The sequence below is a fragment of the Streptomyces sp. 378 genome, from assembly GCF_030124145.1.
In the GTDB taxonomy this organism is placed as follows: domain Bacteria; phylum Actinomycetota; class Actinomycetes; order Streptomycetales; family Streptomycetaceae; genus Streptomyces.
This window is the reverse complement of the sequence record NZ_JASKMS010000017.1, coordinates 131,474-145,922: the sequence shown is the minus strand read 5'-3', so window position 1 is coordinate 145,922 and position 14,449 is coordinate 131,474. Positions and strand designations below refer to the sequence as shown.

General features: G+C 72.4%; 18 protein-coding genes. 7 read left to right on the top strand and 11 right to left on the bottom strand.

Annotation, left to right across the window (positions count from 1 at the left end; genetic code table 11):
- Nucleotides 1–4: 4 nt before the first annotated feature.
- A complete protein-coding gene (locus QNO09_RS23060; RefSeq protein ID WP_283972144.1) occupies nucleotides 5–805 on the top strand; it encodes an SURF1 family cytochrome oxidase biogenesis protein in 801 nt (266 codons plus the stop codon).
- A gap of 27 nt (nucleotides 806–832) precedes the next feature.
- Here QNO09_RS23060 and QNO09_RS23055 read toward each other — a convergent pair whose 3' ends face one another.
- The 4 genes from QNO09_RS23055 to QNO09_RS23040 form a co-directional block, all read right to left on the bottom strand.
- Nucleotides 833–1,774: a hypothetical protein gene (locus QNO09_RS23055; protein WP_283972143.1), complete on the bottom strand. Its 942-nt coding sequence runs from the start codon at nucleotides 1,772–1,774 to the stop codon at nucleotides 833–835.
- Nucleotides 1,775–1,933: 159 nt separating this feature from the next.
- On the bottom strand, nucleotides 1,934–2,125 hold the full coding sequence (locus QNO09_RS23050) for a YbdD/YjiX family protein (protein ID WP_283972142.1): 192 nt from the start codon (nucleotides 2,123–2,125) through the stop codon (nucleotides 1,934–1,936).
- Nucleotides 2,122–4,278, bottom strand: a complete 2,157-nt coding sequence (locus QNO09_RS23045; RefSeq protein ID WP_283972186.1) for a carbon starvation CstA family protein — start codon at nucleotides 4,276–4,278, stop codon at nucleotides 2,122–2,124. Before QNO09_RS23045 ends, QNO09_RS23050 begins: the two co-directional genes overlap by 4 nt.
- Nucleotides 4,279–4,410: 132 nt before the next feature.
- The gene (locus QNO09_RS23040) at nucleotides 4,411–4,635 is read right to left on the bottom strand and encodes a DUF3311 domain-containing protein (protein WP_283972141.1); all 225 of its coding nucleotides are present in this window, start codon (nucleotides 4,633–4,635) and stop codon (nucleotides 4,411–4,413) included.
- 178 nt (nucleotides 4,636–4,813) lie between these two features.
- Here QNO09_RS23040 and QNO09_RS23035 point away from each other — a divergent pair, with 178 nt between their 5' ends.
- From QNO09_RS23035 to QNO09_RS23015, 5 genes are read left to right on the top strand one after another with little or no spacing between them, the layout of a single operon-like run.
- Nucleotides 4,814–6,361, top strand: coding sequence for a sodium:solute symporter family protein (locus QNO09_RS23035; protein ID WP_283972140.1), 1,548 nt, complete (start codon nucleotides 4,814–4,816; stop codon nucleotides 6,359–6,361).
- Nucleotides 6,358–6,942 carry a SigE family RNA polymerase sigma factor gene (locus QNO09_RS23030; protein WP_283972139.1) on the top strand — a complete coding sequence of 195 codons (585 nt, stop codon included), beginning with the start codon at nucleotides 6,358–6,360 and terminating at the stop codon, nucleotides 6,940–6,942. Before QNO09_RS23035 ends, QNO09_RS23030 begins: the two co-directional genes overlap by 4 nt.
- Nucleotides 6,939–7,271, top strand: a complete 333-nt coding sequence (locus QNO09_RS23025) for a hypothetical protein (protein WP_283972138.1) — start codon at nucleotides 6,939–6,941, stop codon at nucleotides 7,269–7,271. The genes QNO09_RS23030 and QNO09_RS23025 overlap by 4 nt, the downstream gene beginning before the upstream one ends.
- 33 nt (nucleotides 7,272–7,304) lie before the next feature.
- A complete protein-coding gene (locus QNO09_RS23020; RefSeq protein ID WP_283972137.1) occupies nucleotides 7,305–9,089 on the top strand; it encodes a glycoside hydrolase family 15 protein in 1,785 nt (594 codons plus the stop codon).
- A 5-nt stretch (nucleotides 9,090–9,094) separates the two neighbouring features.
- The gene (locus QNO09_RS23015) at nucleotides 9,095–9,850 is read left to right on the top strand and encodes an SDR family oxidoreductase (protein ID WP_283972136.1); all 756 of its coding nucleotides are present in this window, start codon (nucleotides 9,095–9,097) and stop codon (nucleotides 9,848–9,850) included.
- Nucleotides 9,851–9,858: 8 nt separating this feature from the next.
- Here the strand turns inward: QNO09_RS23015 and amaP are convergent, their stop codons facing one another.
- Genes amaP through QNO09_RS22990 form a run of 5 tightly spaced genes read right to left on the bottom strand, consistent with a single transcriptional unit; the run spans nucleotide 9,859 to nucleotide 12,216 of the window.
- On the bottom strand, nucleotides 9,859–10,446 hold the full coding sequence (amaP, locus tag QNO09_RS23010; RefSeq protein ID WP_283972135.1) for an alkaline shock response membrane anchor protein AmaP: 588 nt from the start codon (nucleotides 10,444–10,446) through the stop codon (nucleotides 9,859–9,861).
- Nucleotides 10,443–11,138 (bottom strand): DUF6286 domain-containing protein, encoded by a 696-nt coding sequence (locus tag QNO09_RS23005; RefSeq protein WP_283972134.1) that lies wholly within the window; start codon nucleotides 11,136–11,138, stop codon nucleotides 10,443–10,445. Before QNO09_RS23005 ends, amaP begins: the two co-directional genes overlap by 4 nt.
- Nucleotides 11,135–11,518 carry an Asp23/Gls24 family envelope stress response protein gene (locus QNO09_RS23000; RefSeq protein WP_283972133.1) on the bottom strand — a complete coding sequence of 128 codons (384 nt, stop codon included), beginning with the start codon at nucleotides 11,516–11,518 and terminating at the stop codon, nucleotides 11,135–11,137. The genes QNO09_RS23005 and QNO09_RS23000 overlap by 4 nt, the downstream gene beginning before the upstream one ends.
- A complete protein-coding gene (locus QNO09_RS22995; protein ID WP_283972132.1) occupies nucleotides 11,515–11,697 on the bottom strand; it encodes a hypothetical protein in 183 nt (60 codons plus the stop codon). The genes QNO09_RS23000 and QNO09_RS22995 overlap by 4 nt, the downstream gene beginning before the upstream one ends.
- Nucleotides 11,698–11,742: 45 nt before the next feature.
- Nucleotides 11,743–12,216, bottom strand: a complete 474-nt coding sequence (locus tag QNO09_RS22990) for an Asp23/Gls24 family envelope stress response protein (RefSeq protein ID WP_283972131.1) — start codon at nucleotides 12,214–12,216, stop codon at nucleotides 11,743–11,745.
- 87 nt (nucleotides 12,217–12,303) lie between these two features.
- Here QNO09_RS22990 and QNO09_RS22985 point away from each other — a divergent pair, with 87 nt between their 5' ends.
- On the top strand, nucleotides 12,304–13,023 hold the full coding sequence (locus QNO09_RS22985; RefSeq protein WP_283972130.1) for a nucleopolyhedrovirus P10 family protein: 720 nt from the start codon (nucleotides 12,304–12,306) through the stop codon (nucleotides 13,021–13,023).
- Nucleotides 13,024–13,050: 27 nt separating this feature from the next.
- Here QNO09_RS22985 and QNO09_RS22980 read toward each other — a convergent pair whose 3' ends face one another.
- On the bottom strand, nucleotides 13,051–13,854 hold the full coding sequence (locus QNO09_RS22980; protein WP_283972129.1) for an enoyl-CoA hydratase/isomerase family protein: 804 nt from the start codon (nucleotides 13,852–13,854) through the stop codon (nucleotides 13,051–13,053).
- Between the two features lie 149 nt (nucleotides 13,855–14,003).
- On the bottom strand, nucleotides 14,004–14,222 hold the full coding sequence (locus QNO09_RS22975; protein ID WP_010037790.1) for a helix-turn-helix domain-containing protein: 219 nt from the start codon (nucleotides 14,220–14,222) through the stop codon (nucleotides 14,004–14,006).
- Nucleotides 14,223–14,449: the final 227 nt, after the last annotated feature.

Here is a 14,449-nt window from a genome sequence, read left to right as displayed (position 1 = left end):
TGGGGTGTACCGCTTCCTGATGTCCCGGCAGTGGGTGATCCTCACGTTGATCGCCCTGCTCCTCATCCCCACGATGATCAGGCTGGGCATCTGGCAGATGCACCGCTACGAGGAGCGCACCGCCCGGAACGAGCTGGTCTCCGACGCGCTGGCGGCCGAGCCGGTGCCCGTGGAGAGGCTGACCGGGCCCGGGCACACCGTCACCAGCGCGGAGCGCTACCGCACCGTGACGGCGAAGGGCCGCTTCGACACGGAGGGCGAGGTCGTGGTCCGGCGCCGCACCAACTCCGACGACGCGGTCGGCTACCACGTCCTGACCCCCTTCGTCCTCGACGACGGCAAGGTGCTGCTGGTCAACCGGGGCTGGATCCCCTCCGAGGGCCCGAGCCAGACCACGTTCCCGAAGGTCCCCGCACCGCCGAGCGGCGAGGTGACCGTCGAGGGGCGGCTGATGCCCGACGAGACGACCGCGGCGAGCGGCATCAAGAACCTCCAGGGTCTGCCCGACCGGCAGATCATGCTGATCAACAGCGAGCAGCAGGCCCGCCGCCTGGACGCCCGGGTGCTCGGCGGCTACATCGCCCAGACGGCTCCCGAGCCCAAGGGCGACATCCCCGAACTGCTGGGCGATCCCGGCAAGGAGGACGCCGCGCTGAACTACGCCTACGCCGTCCAGTGGTGGCTGTTCGCCGCTGCCGTTCCGGTCGGCTGGGTCGTCCTGGCCCGCCGCGAGGCCCGGGAGCGGGCGCAAGCGGCGGCCGCCGCGACGGCGCAGGACAGAAAGTCGCAGCCGGCCACGGCGTGACGCCGCCGGTGCCGGCCTGGGCTGTTGTCAGCCGGCCGGGCCGTCCCGCCAGTAGCGGAAGGCCCGTTCCGGCTCGGGCAGCAGGTCCCACGGATGGCGTGTCATATGGCGGCCGACGCGCCGCAGGACGAGTGCGGCCTCGGCCGGGCGGTGGGCGCGGGTCAGGGCGAAGGCGAGCAGGTTGAGGTCGGCCATCGCTTCGGCATGGGGCGCGACGGCGGTGTGGAACCAGCCGGACAGAGCCCGGTCGAGCTCCTCGGCCGCCCGGAGCTCGTTCCAGTGACCGCTCGCGCCGATGGCGGCGAGGCCCGTCAGGCCCTGGCGGTGGGCGCCGAGCTCCACGCGGGCCGCCACCGGCAGCACGGCGAGCGGCGAGCCGTGCGGGGCCTGGACCGCGCTCTGCCAGGCGAAGTCCAGCATGTCGGGGAGCGTGCCGTGGCCGCGCGGCGACAGATAGCCCAGCATCTGGTGGTAGGCGCCACGGTGCCACGGTGCGCGGTTGACGGCCTCGGTCCACGCGGGCACGGCGTCACGGACCGGTACGGCACAGGCGTGCATCAGCGAGAACAGGGCCAGCCAGGGCGTCGGATCACCGGAGCAGGCGTCGGCGGCACGCAGACACGCCTGTTCGGCCCGGCGTACGGCGGCAGGGTCACCGACCGGGACCCGGGCCACCGCGGCGCAGGCGGACAGCAGCAGGGCGTCGCCGTGGCCGGGCCGGTCGGCGACCCAGCGCTCGGGGATCGCGGCCGGCATGTTCCGGGCGAGGACCGACACCCGGTGTGCTCTGCGGTCCCAGTCCCGTCCTGTGGCGCGCAGCAGCCGGGCGGCGGGCTCCCAGACGGAACGGCTGCTGCCCGCGCCGAGCCCGTGCAGTTGGGGGGCCGGCCGTAGTTCGGCGAGGGTCGCGTGCAGGAGGTCGTCGTCGAGTTCGGGGCGGATCAGCAGGGAAGGGCGGCGTCTGAGCATCTCGGCCTCGGCGAAGGTGGAGCGGAGCGGGACGAGGTCGGTCGCGCGGCGGGCGTGCCGTCAGGGCTGGGGAGGGGCACGCCCGCCGCGCGGCCGGGGAACCACGCGGCGGATGCCGTCGCGGCCCGGGTACCGCGCGGGGGATGCCGCCGCGCGGGGTCAGCAGCAGCGGCCGGGCGCCTCGCACTCGCGCTGCGTGGTGCGCATCCGCTGGTACTCGCGCCGGGTCGGCACCGGAGCGTGCGGGTGGTGGCGCCGGTGCCGCTCGCAGTAGCGGTCGTACTCGGTCTCGCCGGTCAGCTCGCGCGCGTACCAGAGGACGGTGTCCAGCACCTTCCGTGCGGTGCTCACGGGCCTGCCCCCACCAGCGGCTCGGTGTTCCGCTGCTCGGGGACATCGATGCGGGAGGCGACGTACGGGACCTCGGTCGTCGGCAGGGGCTCGGTGGCGCGCAGTGCGCGGAAGCACACCACCGCGCAGTTGACCAGGACGATGAGGACCAGCAGCAGGAAGATCGCCATGATCACGCCGTCGACGGTGTTGTTGAGGACGATGGTGTGCATGTCGTCCATGTTCGTGGCGCCCGGCAGCAGCTTGCCGGCGTCGATGGCGTCCGCGTAGACGTCCCGCTGGGCGAAGAAGCCGATCTTCGGGTCGTCCGAGAAGATCTTCTGCCAGCCGGCGGTGAAGGTGACGGCCACGTCCCAGGCGAGCGGGATGCCGGTCACCCACGCCCAGCGCAGTTTGCCCGTCTTGATGAGCATGGTCGTGGTGACGGCCAGGGCGACCGCGGCCAGCAACTGGTTGGCGATGCCGAACAGCGGGAAGAGCTGCTTGATGCCACCGAGCGGGTCGGTGACACCGGCGTACAGGAAGTAACCCCAGGCACCGACGACCAGGGCGCTGGTGACCCAGATGCCCGGCTTCCAGGTGACCCGGCCGATCGGCTTCCAGACGTTGCCCAGCATGTCCTGGAGCATGAAGCGGCCCACGCGGGTACCCGCGTCCACCGTGGTCAGGATGAACAGGGCCTCGAACATGATGGCGAAGTGGTACCAGAACGCCTTCATCCCGGCACCGCCGAACACCCCGGCGAAGATCTCCGACATGCCGACGGCCAGGGTGGGCGCGCCGCCGGAGCGGCCGACGAGAGTGTGCTCCTCGACGGCCTTGGCCGCCGCGGTGAGCTGGTCCGGCGTGATGCTGAAGCCGAGGTTCTTCACCGCGTCCGACGCGGTCTCCACCGTCGGGCCGAGCAGCGCGGCCGGGGAGTTCATCGCGTAGAACAGGCCCGGTTCCAGGACGCAGGCGGCGATCAGCGCCATGACGGCGACGAAGGACTCCGTGAGCATGGAGCCGTACCCGATCATTCGGACCTGGGACTCCTTCTGGATCAGCTTCGGCGTGGTGCCGGAGGAGACCAGGGCGTGGAAGCCGGACAGGGCACCGCAGGCGATGGTGATGAAGAGGAACGGGAAGAGCCCCCCGGCGAACACCGGTCCCGCGCCGGTCGAGGCGAACTCCGTCACCGGTTCGGCCTTGAGCGTCGGGGCGGCGATCACCACGCCGACGGCCATCAGGGCGATGGTGCCGACCTTCATGAAGGTGGACAGGTAGTCACGGGGAGCCAGCAGCATCCACACCGGGAGCACGGAGGCGACGAAGCCGTAGCCGATCAGGCAGAAGACGAGGGTCTCGGGGCTCCAGACGAAGTACTCCGCCATCGACGAGTCCTGGATCCAGCCGCCGCCGAGGATGGCGAGCAGCAGCAGTCCCACGCCGATGACACTGGTCTCCACGACCTGGCCCGGCCGCAGGTAGCGCAGGTAGAAGCCCATGAAGAGGGCTATGGGGATGGTCATGGTGACCGAGAAGGTGCCCCAGGCGGACTCGGCCAGCGCGTTGACGACGACCATGGCCAGCACCGCGAGCAGGATGATCATGATGGCGAAGACACCGATCAGTGCCGCCGCACCGCCCACCCTGCCGATCTCGTCCCTGGCCATCTGACCGAGGCTCTTGCCGTCCCGCCGCATGGAGAGGAAGAGGACGATCATGTCCTGGACCGCGCCGGCGAAGATCACGCCCACGATGATCCAGATCGTGCCCGGCAGATAGCCCATCTGTGCGGCCAGCACCGGCCCCACCAGCGGACCGGCGCCGGCGATGGCCGCGAAGTGGTGACCGAAGAGCACCCGGCGGTCGGTCGGGTGGTAGTCGACACCGTCCTCCAGCCGCTCGGCCGGGGTGGCGCGGGTGTCGTCGACCTCCAGGACCCTCCGGGCGATGAACCGCGAGTAGAAGCGGTAGGCGATGGCGTACGAGCCGAGGGCCGCCATCACCAGCCACACGGCCGAGATCTCCTCGCCGCGGGAGAGCGCGAGGACACCCCAGCCGACCGCGCCGACGAGGGCGACGGCGGTCCATACGAGGATCGACCGGGGGGTCATGGGGGACCGCCGGGGCGGTGGCCCTTCCGGCGCCGGCAGAGCGGATCCGGGCATGGCTGACGTGGACATGGCGACTCCTCACCTGGAGCGGTGCGTTGGGTGGTACTGCGAGATTCCAAGAGCGTTGCGGAGCGGTACGGGGTGACGGCGAAGCGCTACGAAGTGGTACGGGCGGTGGCGGCGCGATCAGGGACCGTGACGGTCGTCGTGCCGTGTCAGCGCGTAGGCCCCGAGCAGGCAAAGGCCGCATCCCGGTACCCACGCGAGCTGGTACCAGTAGAAGAACGGCGCTTCCGCCAGCCCTGGGCTCGCACCGGCGTACCAGGGGACCCACAGCAGTCCCGCGGCGGGAGCGAGCAGCAGGAGGGCGACGGCTACGCGTCGTAGCCGTGGATGGCCGGTCCGTGCCATGACCTGTGCTCCTCTCCCGTTCGCTGTCGGTCTGTGCAAGAGTTGCGCTTCCGCCGAGAACGGTTGACAGCGGATTTCAAGAAGATTTCCCGCCGGTTTTCCTTCTTCTTCTGTCCTCCGGACGGGCCGTCCGCGCAACTCTCCCGCGAGGGCACAGGCACACCAAGGACGGTGACCCATGGCTGACGGCGCCATGACCGCGACGTTCCTCGCCGTGATCGGCGGGGCGTCCCTGCTCGCCGTGACCGCGCGGCGCCTGCGCCCGGTCGACCGGCTGCCCTCCCTGGAGGGCTGGGCCCTGGCCGACCGCTCCCTGGGCCCGGGCTGGACCTGGCTGCTGCTGGGCGGCACGATCTTCACCGCGTACACCTTCACCGCCGTACCCGGACTGGCCTACGGCATCGGCGCGCCCGCCTTCTTCGCCGTGCCGTACACGGTGATCGTCTGTCCGCTCGCCTTCGTGCTGCTGAGCCGGCTGTGGAGCGTGGCCCGGCGGCACGGCTACATCACCGCCGCCGACTTCGTGCGCGGCCGGTACGGGTCGCCGCCGCTGGCCCTGGTGGTGGCGCTGACCGGGATCCTCGCCACGATGCCGTACCTGGCGCTGCAACTGCTGGGCATCAGGGCGGTCCTGACGGCCGGGGGCATGTACCCGCGGGGCGCTGCCGGGGACCTGGTGCTGGTCGCGCTGTTCGCGGGGCTCGCGGTGGCGACGTACCGGCACGGGCTGCGGGCCCCGGCGGTCATCTCGGCGCTGAAGGCGGTGGCGGTGTTCGTCTCCCTCACCGCGGTGACCTGGCTGGTCCTCGCACGGCTGGGCGGCCCGGGCCCCGTCTTCGAGGGCGCGGCGCAGCGGCTGGGCGGCCCGGCGCTGCTCCTGTCCCCCGCGCAGCAGCCGGCCTACGCCACGCTCGCACTCGGCTCCGCCCTCGCCCTGCTGATGTACCCGCACGTGCTCACCGCCGGTTTCGCCGCCGACGGGCCCCACACCCTGCGCAAGGTCTCGGTGGCGCTGCCCGCCTGGACCGGACTGCTCGCGCTGTTCGGGTTCCTCGGCATCGCCGCCCTCGCGGCGGGGGTGCGGGCGCCGCGCGGCGGTGCCGAGGCGGCGGTGCCCATGCTGGTCGACCGGCTGATGCCGGCGCCGCTGGCCGGGCTGGTGTTCGCCGCGATCGCCGTGGGGGCGCTCGTCCCGGCGGCGGTGATGTCGATCGCCGCGGCCACGAGTTTCGTCCGCAACGTGTACGTCGAGTACGTCCATCCGACGGCCACGCCCAAGCGACAGGTGCGCATCGCCAAGGCGGTGTCGCTCACCGCGAAGGTGGGGGCCGTGGCGTTCGTGTTCGGGCTGCGCGACCAGGACGCCGTCAACCTCCAGCTGCTCGGCGGCGTGTGGATCCTGCAGATCTTCCCGGCCGTCGCCGTCGGGCTGTTCACCGGGCGGCTGCACCCGCGGGCGCTGCTCGCCGGGTGGGCCGTGGGCATGGCGTCGGGGACGTACCTGGTGGTGCGCGAGGGATTCTCCTCTATCGTGCCGCTCGGCACCGGCGCCGGGCCCCTGGAGATCTACGCCGGGCTCGCCGCCCTGCTGCTCAATCTGACCGTCGCGGTGACCGGCACCGCGGTGCTGACCCGCCTCGGCGTCCCGCGCGGCGCCGACGCGACCGACCTGCCGTCCCGCCTGACCGTCCGGCGCTGCCCGGAGACGGGAGCGAACAACCCGTGAGACGCAGACAGAACCCCACGCTGCCACCGGTGCCGGCACCGGTACCGCCCCCGGCCGAGCCCCTCGCTCCCCCGGCCGGCGACCCCGCCGACCCGGAACGCGAGGCCGGTGTCGCCCACCTCTTCGAGCTGCACTACTCCTCGATGCTGCGCCTCGCCGTCCTGCTCGGCGCCGACGATCCGGAGAACGTGGTGGCCGAGGCGTACTACCAGATCTACCGCAAGTGGCGGCGGCTGCGGGACGCGGCCGCGGCGGAGGCCTATCTGCGCTCCACCGTCTGCAATCTGACGCGGATGCGGATACGGCACCTCCAGGTCGCCCGCAGGCACGAGGAGAACCCGCCGGACGACACGGTCGCCTCCGCCGAGCACGCCGCGCTGCTGCGGGACGACCAGCGCGTGCTGATCGACGCGCTCCAGCAGTTGCCGCCCCGGCAGCGCGAGGCCCTGGTACTGCGGCACTGGCTCGGTCTCAAGGAGAGTGAGATAGCCGCCGCGATGGGCATATCCGGAGGTTCCGTCAAGACGCACACGGCGCGCGGCATCGCCGCCCTGACCCAGGCGATGGAGGCCCGGCGATGACGCATCGAGATGCGACTGGGTCGCGTGGCACCGGTCCGGACCGGTCCGGCCACGGCCACACCGAGGCGGAGCTCCGCGAGGCGCTCCGGGTACTGGCGGGCGGGGTGCTTCCCGACCCCGACGCGTACCGCACGGCACGCGGCGAGTGGCTGCGGCGCGAGCGCCGGCGGCGGCTCGTGCTCGCCGTGCTCGTCAGCGTCGTCTTCACGCTGGCCACCCTGATCGGCCTGTGGGTGCTCAACCAGGCCCCGTCCGACCCGGGTGTGATCTTCTCGGGCACCGGCGCCCCGGCCGCCGAGAACATGTCATTCCCCCGGCCCCCGCCCTGATTGCCGGACCGCCTTGCCGGGAACCCGCACTCCGTGCACCCCCATATCGAGGACTACGCGCTCATCGGCGACGAACAGACCGCCGCCCTGGTCGGCATGGACGGATCCGTCGACTGGCTGTGTCTGCCCCGCTTCGACTCGGCCGCCTGCTTCGCGAGAATGCTCGGCGACGAGGACAACGGCCACTGGCGCATCGCCCCCGTGGGGGCGGACCGCTGCACCCGGCGCGCCTATCGCCGCGACACCCTCGTCCTGGACACCGAGTGGGAGACCGAGCACGGGGCGGTCCGGGTCACCGATCTGATGCCCCAACGCGACCGCGCCCCCGACCTCGTCCGCGTCGTCGAGGGCATCGACGGCGAGGTGACGCTTCACAGCGTCCTCAAACTGCGCTTCGACTACGGCTCGATCGTCCCCTGGATGCGCCGGTCCGACGGCCACCGCGTCGCCGTGGCCGGCCCGGACTCGACCTGGCTGCGCAGCGAGCCGGAGGTGCACAGCTGGGGCGAGGACTTCGCCACGCACGCGGAGTTCACCGTCAAGAAGGGAGAAAAGGTCGCTTTCGTCCTGACGTGGCACCCCTCCCACGAGGAGCGCCCCCCGCTCGTCGACCCGTACGACGCGTTGCGCCACAGCGTGGAGGACTGGCGGGCCTGGGTCTCGCGCTGCCGCTACCACGGCCCCCACCGGGACGCCGTCGTCCGCTCCCTGATCACGCTCAAGGCGCTCACCTACTCCCCCACCGGCGGCATCGTCGCCGCCCCCACGACCTCGCTGCCGGAGGAGCCGGGCGGGGTACGCAACTGGGACTACCGCTACTGCTGGCTGCGCGACTCCACCCTCACCCTGAACGCGCTGCTCGCGGCGGGCTACCAGGAGGAGGCCGAGGCCTGGCGGAACTGGCTGCTGCGCGCCGTCGCGGGCGATCCCGCCGATCTGCAGATCATGTACGGCCTGGCGGGTGAACGACGGCTGCCCGAGTTCGAGCTGCCGTGGCTCTCCGGTTTCGACGGGTCGGCCCCCGTGCGCATCGGCAACGACGCCGTGAACCAGCTCCAGCTGGACGTCTACGGCGAGGTCATGGACTCCCTGTCCCTGGCCCGTGAGTCGGGCCTGTCGCCCCAGCCGGACGTGTGGGCGCTGCAGACGGCCCTGCTGGACTTCCTGCGGACCCACTGGCGGCAGCCGGACGAGGGGCTGTGGGAGGTACGCGGCGGCCGTCGCCAGTTCGTGCACTCGAAGGTGATGGTGTGGGTGGCCGCCGACCGCGCCGTACGCACCCTGGAGCGCCATCCGGAACTGAGCGGCGACCCCGACGGCTGGCGCGCCCTGCGCGACGAGGTGCACCAGGAGGTGTGTGAAAAGGGCTACGACGCGGAACGCAACACCTTCACGCAGTCCTACGGCTCGCGCGAACTGGACGCCGCGCTGCTGCTCATCCCGCGTGTCGGCTTCCTGCCGCCGGACGATCCGCGGGTGATCGGCACGATCGAAGCGGTCCGCGAAGAGCTGAGCCACGGCGGCTTCCTGCGCCGCTACAGCACGGACGACGGCGAGGTCGACGGGCTGCCCGGCGGCGAGGGCGCCTTCCTGGTGTGCTCGTTCTGGCTCGCGGACGCGCTGCACATGACGGGCCGTACGAAGGAGGCCCGCGAGCTGTTCGAGCGGCTGGTGGGGCACGCCAACGACGTCGGGCTGCTGTCCGAGGAGTTCGACCCGGTGACCGGCCGGCAGCTCGGCAACTTCCCCCAGGCGTTCAGCCACATCGGCCTGGTGAACACCGCCCTCGCCCTGTTCGGTGAGGACGGGGCAGGATAGGGGCCATGGATCTTGGACTGAAGGACCGGGTGTACGTCGTCACCGGGGCCACCCGCGGCCTCGGCAACGCCACCGCGCGCGAGCTCGTCGCGGACGGGGCGAAGGTGGTCGTCTCGGGGCGGGACGAGAAGAGCGTGGCCGAGGCGGCGGCCGAACTGGGACCGAACGCGGTCGGGGTCGCCGTCGACAACGCCGACCCGGAGGCGGCGGCCCGGCTGATCGGGGCCGCGCGGGAGCACTTCGGCCGTTTCAACGGCGTCCTCGTCAGCGTGGGCGGGCCGCCGGCCGGGTTCGTCGCCGACAACACGGACGAGCAGTGGCAGACGGCGTTCGAGTCGGTGTTCCTCGGCGCGGTACGGCTGGCTCGCGCCGCGGCCACCGAGATGGAGGCCGGGGGTGTCATCGGGTTCGTGCTGTCGGGGTCGGTGTACGAGCCGATTCCGGGGCTGACCATCTCGAACGGGCTGCGGCCGGGGCTGGCGGGCTTCGCCAAGTCGCTCTCCGACGAGCTGGGGCCGCGCGGTATCCGGGTGGTCGGTGTCCTGCCCGGCCGGATCGACACCGACCGGGTACGGCAGTTGGACGCGCTGTCGGCGGACCCCGAGGCGACCCGGGCGGCTTCGGAGTCCCGCATTCCGCTGCGGCGGTACGGGGCGCCGGAGGAGTTCGGGCGGGTGGCGGCGTTCCTGATGTCACCGGCGGCGTCGTATCTGACCGGGGTCATGGTGCCGGTCGACGGCGGCGCGCGGCACGGATTCTGACGCCGCGCTCAACTCACCCGTTCCGTACCGCGCTTGACGCCCTTCAGCCGCACTTCCACCGGAAGTGACGCAAGGCCCGCCGACGCCCTGGCATGGGTCAGGGCACCGGTCGTGAAGTCGTTCAGGACCGCCCCCGGGTCCACGTGCGGTTCCAGTGCGAGGCGTACATGGGCCTCGGGGGCGCTGCGGCGGCCCTTGAGATGAGCATGGGCCCCGTCCACACCGTCGACGCGGGTCGCCTCCCCGGTGAGGACGTCCTCCAGGGCCCGGCCCCGCAGCAGCGCTCCCTCACCGTCGCCGGTGTCGACGAGGACCTCGGCCAGGCGGCGTCGGCGCAGCACGGCGACGAGCCACCACAGGGCGAGCAGCAGCAGGGCCGCGAGGGCGGCGATGACGACCGGCCACCACCAGCCGTCGTCACGCCAGCGGGTGCGCTCGGCGTCGCTCAGCAGCACGTCGTGCTCGCTGTCGTGGATCCACCACGAGGGCACCGGGGCGCCGAGGCCGACGGCGAGGACGGAGCCGCCCAGCACCAGCAGGATCAGGCCGATCAGCCCGAGGAACACGCGGTTGACGCTCCTGAGCACCGCTCTCACCCCTTCCGGCCGGGCCGTCGGACGCGTACCGACAGCGAGGGCGGCTTGGACAGCCCCAGGCCGTTCACCGCGTCGCCGAGCACGGCGTCCAGATCGGTTCGTACGTCGTCCAGTGCCCGGAAGTGCGACACGGCGCGGACTTTCGCCCTCCGGCGGCGCACCCGGGCCTCCGCGGACTGCACACCGGCCACCTCCACGGCCCGGTCCCGCAGCGCGGTCTCGGCGGCGGCCCGGTGCAGTCCGGCGCGTACGTCGGCGTGTGTGCGCCGCATCGGGAGCACGGCCCGCAGGCCGGGTGTGACGGCCAGGATCAGCAGCCACAGACCGAGGGCGGCGGCCACCCCTGCGCCGACGCGCACCCAGGTGTCGTCGAGGGGCCGTTCGGCGAGCTGCCGGGCCAGTTCCCGGCGCCAGTACATGCCGGGCCTGCCGGCGCGCACGGAGACGACGTCGTAGAGGAACAGCCCGGCAAGGCCCAGGAGCAGCAGGGCGACGATGCCCGCGGCGACACGGCGTGCCGACCAGAAGCGGCCCGCGCGGCCGTCCTCGTCCCGGGCCGCCGACGGTCGTCCCTCGGCGGCCGGCGTCGGGGAACGGCCGGGTCCGTCGCCGTTCTCCGTCTCCTGCCGGCCGAGGACGGGCAGACGCTGTGTGGTGCCCTCGGGGGGCTGTGTGCCCTCGGGTTCGCTCATCGCGTCCTCCCCTCCACCGCGCCGGGCGCCGCGGCCAGATGCAGCCGCTCCACGTGGACGACGACCTCCGGCACCTGCATGCCCGCCAAGGAACCCACCCGCTCGACGACTTGGTGACGCACCTCGCGGCAGCGGGCGCCGATGTCGCACGGGTAGTCGAGTTCGATGTGGACCCGGACGTGGGCGACCTCGTGGTGGACGACGACCGACGCGGACGGCCGGTCGGCGTCGGGCGGCAGCGTGCCCACGGCCTCGTGGGCCGCCTGCGAGGCGATCTTCGCGACCACCCGGTCGGCGATCCGGGTCGCCCCGCGCTCGCCCGGCGGGACGACGGTGCGAGGTCTGTCGAGCTCACCGGTCCCCGTGCTCACCGGCGTCACCGCCGCCGTTCACGGGGACGGAAGAAGTCGCCGAGGTCCATGTCCCCGTCCAGGAACCGCCCGACGACGAAGCCGACGGCGCCCAGTGCCGCCACCAGCAGAAAGGCACCGAATCCACCGAAATATCCGGCGAAGGCCAGCGCCATGCCGGCGATCATGCCGACCACGGCCATACTCATGCGCTCCTCAGCTCCTCAGCCGTTGTGCCGTCCGATGCCCGTACCTCACTGGATCCGGCGCTCCGGTTCCTCTTCCTCCTCGTCCGGCAGCTTCACGTCGCTCACCGCGATGTTGACCTCGACGACCTCCAGGCCGGTCATCCGCTCCACGGCGGTGATGACGTTCTCCCGTACGTCGCGGGCCAGATCGGCGATCGACACGCCGTACTCGACGACGATCTCCAGGTCGAGGGCCGCCTGCACCTCGCCGACCTCGGCCTTCACACCGCGCGTCACCGACTTCTGGCCGCCGGGTACGCGGTCGCGCACGGCGCCGAAGGTGCGGGACAGGCCGCTGCCCATGGCGTGTACGCCGTCGACGTCACGGGCGGCCATCCCGGCGATCTTCTCCACCACGCCGTCCGCGATGGTCGTCCGGCCCCGGGAAGCCGGGTCACCACCACCGCGCTTGACCAGCGGGCTCCTGCGCGCCGTCGGCGTCTCGGATTCCCCGCCCCGGTTGTCGGTCATGTCAGTCATCGCCGTACGTCCCTTTCGGTCGTCGTCCTGGCACCACCGTAAGCACGGTTACGCGGAAGCGCGCCTCTGATGCGGCAGGCTGGAGGAATGACGGCCGATCGATGGACGCAGGCAGTGAGACATCAGCTGGGAATCGGCAGGCTGCTGCCGCTGGGTGACGCGCGGGACGGCGCGTGGATCGCGGAGGGGGCAGCCGAGGCGGTGCTGCGGAGCGCGGCGTGGGACGCGCCGGGCGTACGCCTGGCCGCGCTCCGTGTCGCGCTCTGCGACACGGAGGACACCGCGGAGCCGGCCGTACCCGCTCCGCCGAGCGCCCTGCCGCCGGGGCCGCTGCGGGTGACGGCGGAGTTCGCGGCGACGGCCGCGCAGCCGTTGCCGGCGACGGCCTCCCTGCTGCGGGCGACGCTGGCGACCGCAGCGACCCGGCTCGGGCTGGCGGTGACGGAGGTGGATCTGCGGGTGACGGGGCTGCTGGGCGATCAGGAGCCGGCTGGGGCGGGGCCCGCCGCGCCGCTTCCCGAACCGGCGGGTGCCGCGCGGGCCGAGGGCGGCGACGAGGCCCGGGTGGCCGCCGCCGCGCTCGGAGTCCAGGGCGTGCTCCATCTGACCGGCACGCTGGGCCACCCCGTGCACATCGAGGAACGCCCCGGCGAGGAGGCCGCGCTACCGCACCGCCATGTCCGGCTGGAGCTGGCGGTGGGTGCGGACCAGCGGGCCAGGGACGTGGCCCGCGAGGTCCGGACGGCGGTCAGGAGGGTGCTGCCGGATCACCCGACGGTGGCGGTCGTGGTGAGCGCGATCGGCTGACCGCGCTCCCGTCCGGTGAGGCCGCTCTCAGTCCCCGATGCCCGCGAGGTCCCGCAGCCGGCGGGCCTGGGACTGACGCTCCGCCGCGCGCTGCTCCTCGTAGGTGCGGTCCTGGGCGCCGCGCAGCAGGGCCTTGGTCTCGACGACCGCGTCACGGGGCGCGGCGAGCACGGCCGAGACGAGGTCGCGGACGGTGGCGTCGAGCTGGTCGGCGGGCACGGCGAGGTTCGCGAGACCGGTGTTCACGGCCTCCTCGGCCATGACGAAGCGCCCGGTCACACAGATCTCCAGCGCGCGGGCGTATCCGACGAGTCCCACCAGCGGGTGCGTGCCCGTCAGGTCGGGCACGAGCCCGAGGCTGGTCTCGCGCATGGCGAACTGCACGTCGTCGGCGACGACGCGCAGGTCGCAGGCGAGGGCGAGCTGGAAGCCCGCCCCGATGGCATGCCCCTGGACAGCGGCGACGGAGACGATGTCGCTGCGCCGCCACCAGGTGAACGCCTCCTGGTATTCGGCGATGGTCGCGTCCAACTCGGCGTCCGCGCCGCGCGCGAGGTCGATGAACGACGGTTCGCCGTCGAAGCCCTCGGGCGTGAACGCCTGCCGGTCGAGCCCGGCCGAGAAGGACGTGCCCTCGCCCCGCAGCACCACGACGCGGACGGTGCCCGGCAGCCGCCGCCCGGCCTCGGTCAGCGCGCGCCACAGAGCGGGGCTCTGCGCGTTGCGCTTGGCCGGGTTGGTCAGCGTCACCGTGGCGATCGCGTCGTCGACGGTGAGCCGTACGCCGTCCTTGTCGAGTACGGGAACGAGGTCCTGGTCGGGCGAAGCCATGGGACGCCTCCGATGTGTGCGGTCGCCTTCGTGCCGTACGACGGCTTCACCGCCGTAGCAGGCCACGCTTAAGTGACTGCACAGTAACCACCCGGCCGATCAGACGACCGACCGGGTGGCCACCATCGAAGCCGAGGGGCCACCCGGGGTCAGGCCGTGGCCTTTTTGCCCCGGGTCGCCCCGCCACGCCCTCGGAGCGTGACACCCGACTCACTGAGCATGCGGTGCACAAAGCCATACGAGCGGCCGGTCTCCTCGGCCAACGCCCGGATGCTCGCACCGGCGTCGTACTTCTTCTTCAGGTCTGCCGCGAGCTTGTCGCGCGCGGCGCCGGTCACCCGGCTGCCCTTCTTCAGAGTCTCGGCCACCCGTGCCTCCTCATGGGAAGTGCGCTCTGGTCTCCTCATGATCACCCCTCCGGGCCGTCATGGCCACCCATTCGGCAAGGTCCGTGAGACAAGGTTGTGACGACAGGAGCACACCCCCACATCCGGAATGCGGAATTCCGGAGGGCGCTGTCCGTACGACCGAACGGATGGTGGAGGAAAAGGCCAGGTCAGAAAGGCGGCGCGGCCGAGCCCCGGAGAATCGGGGG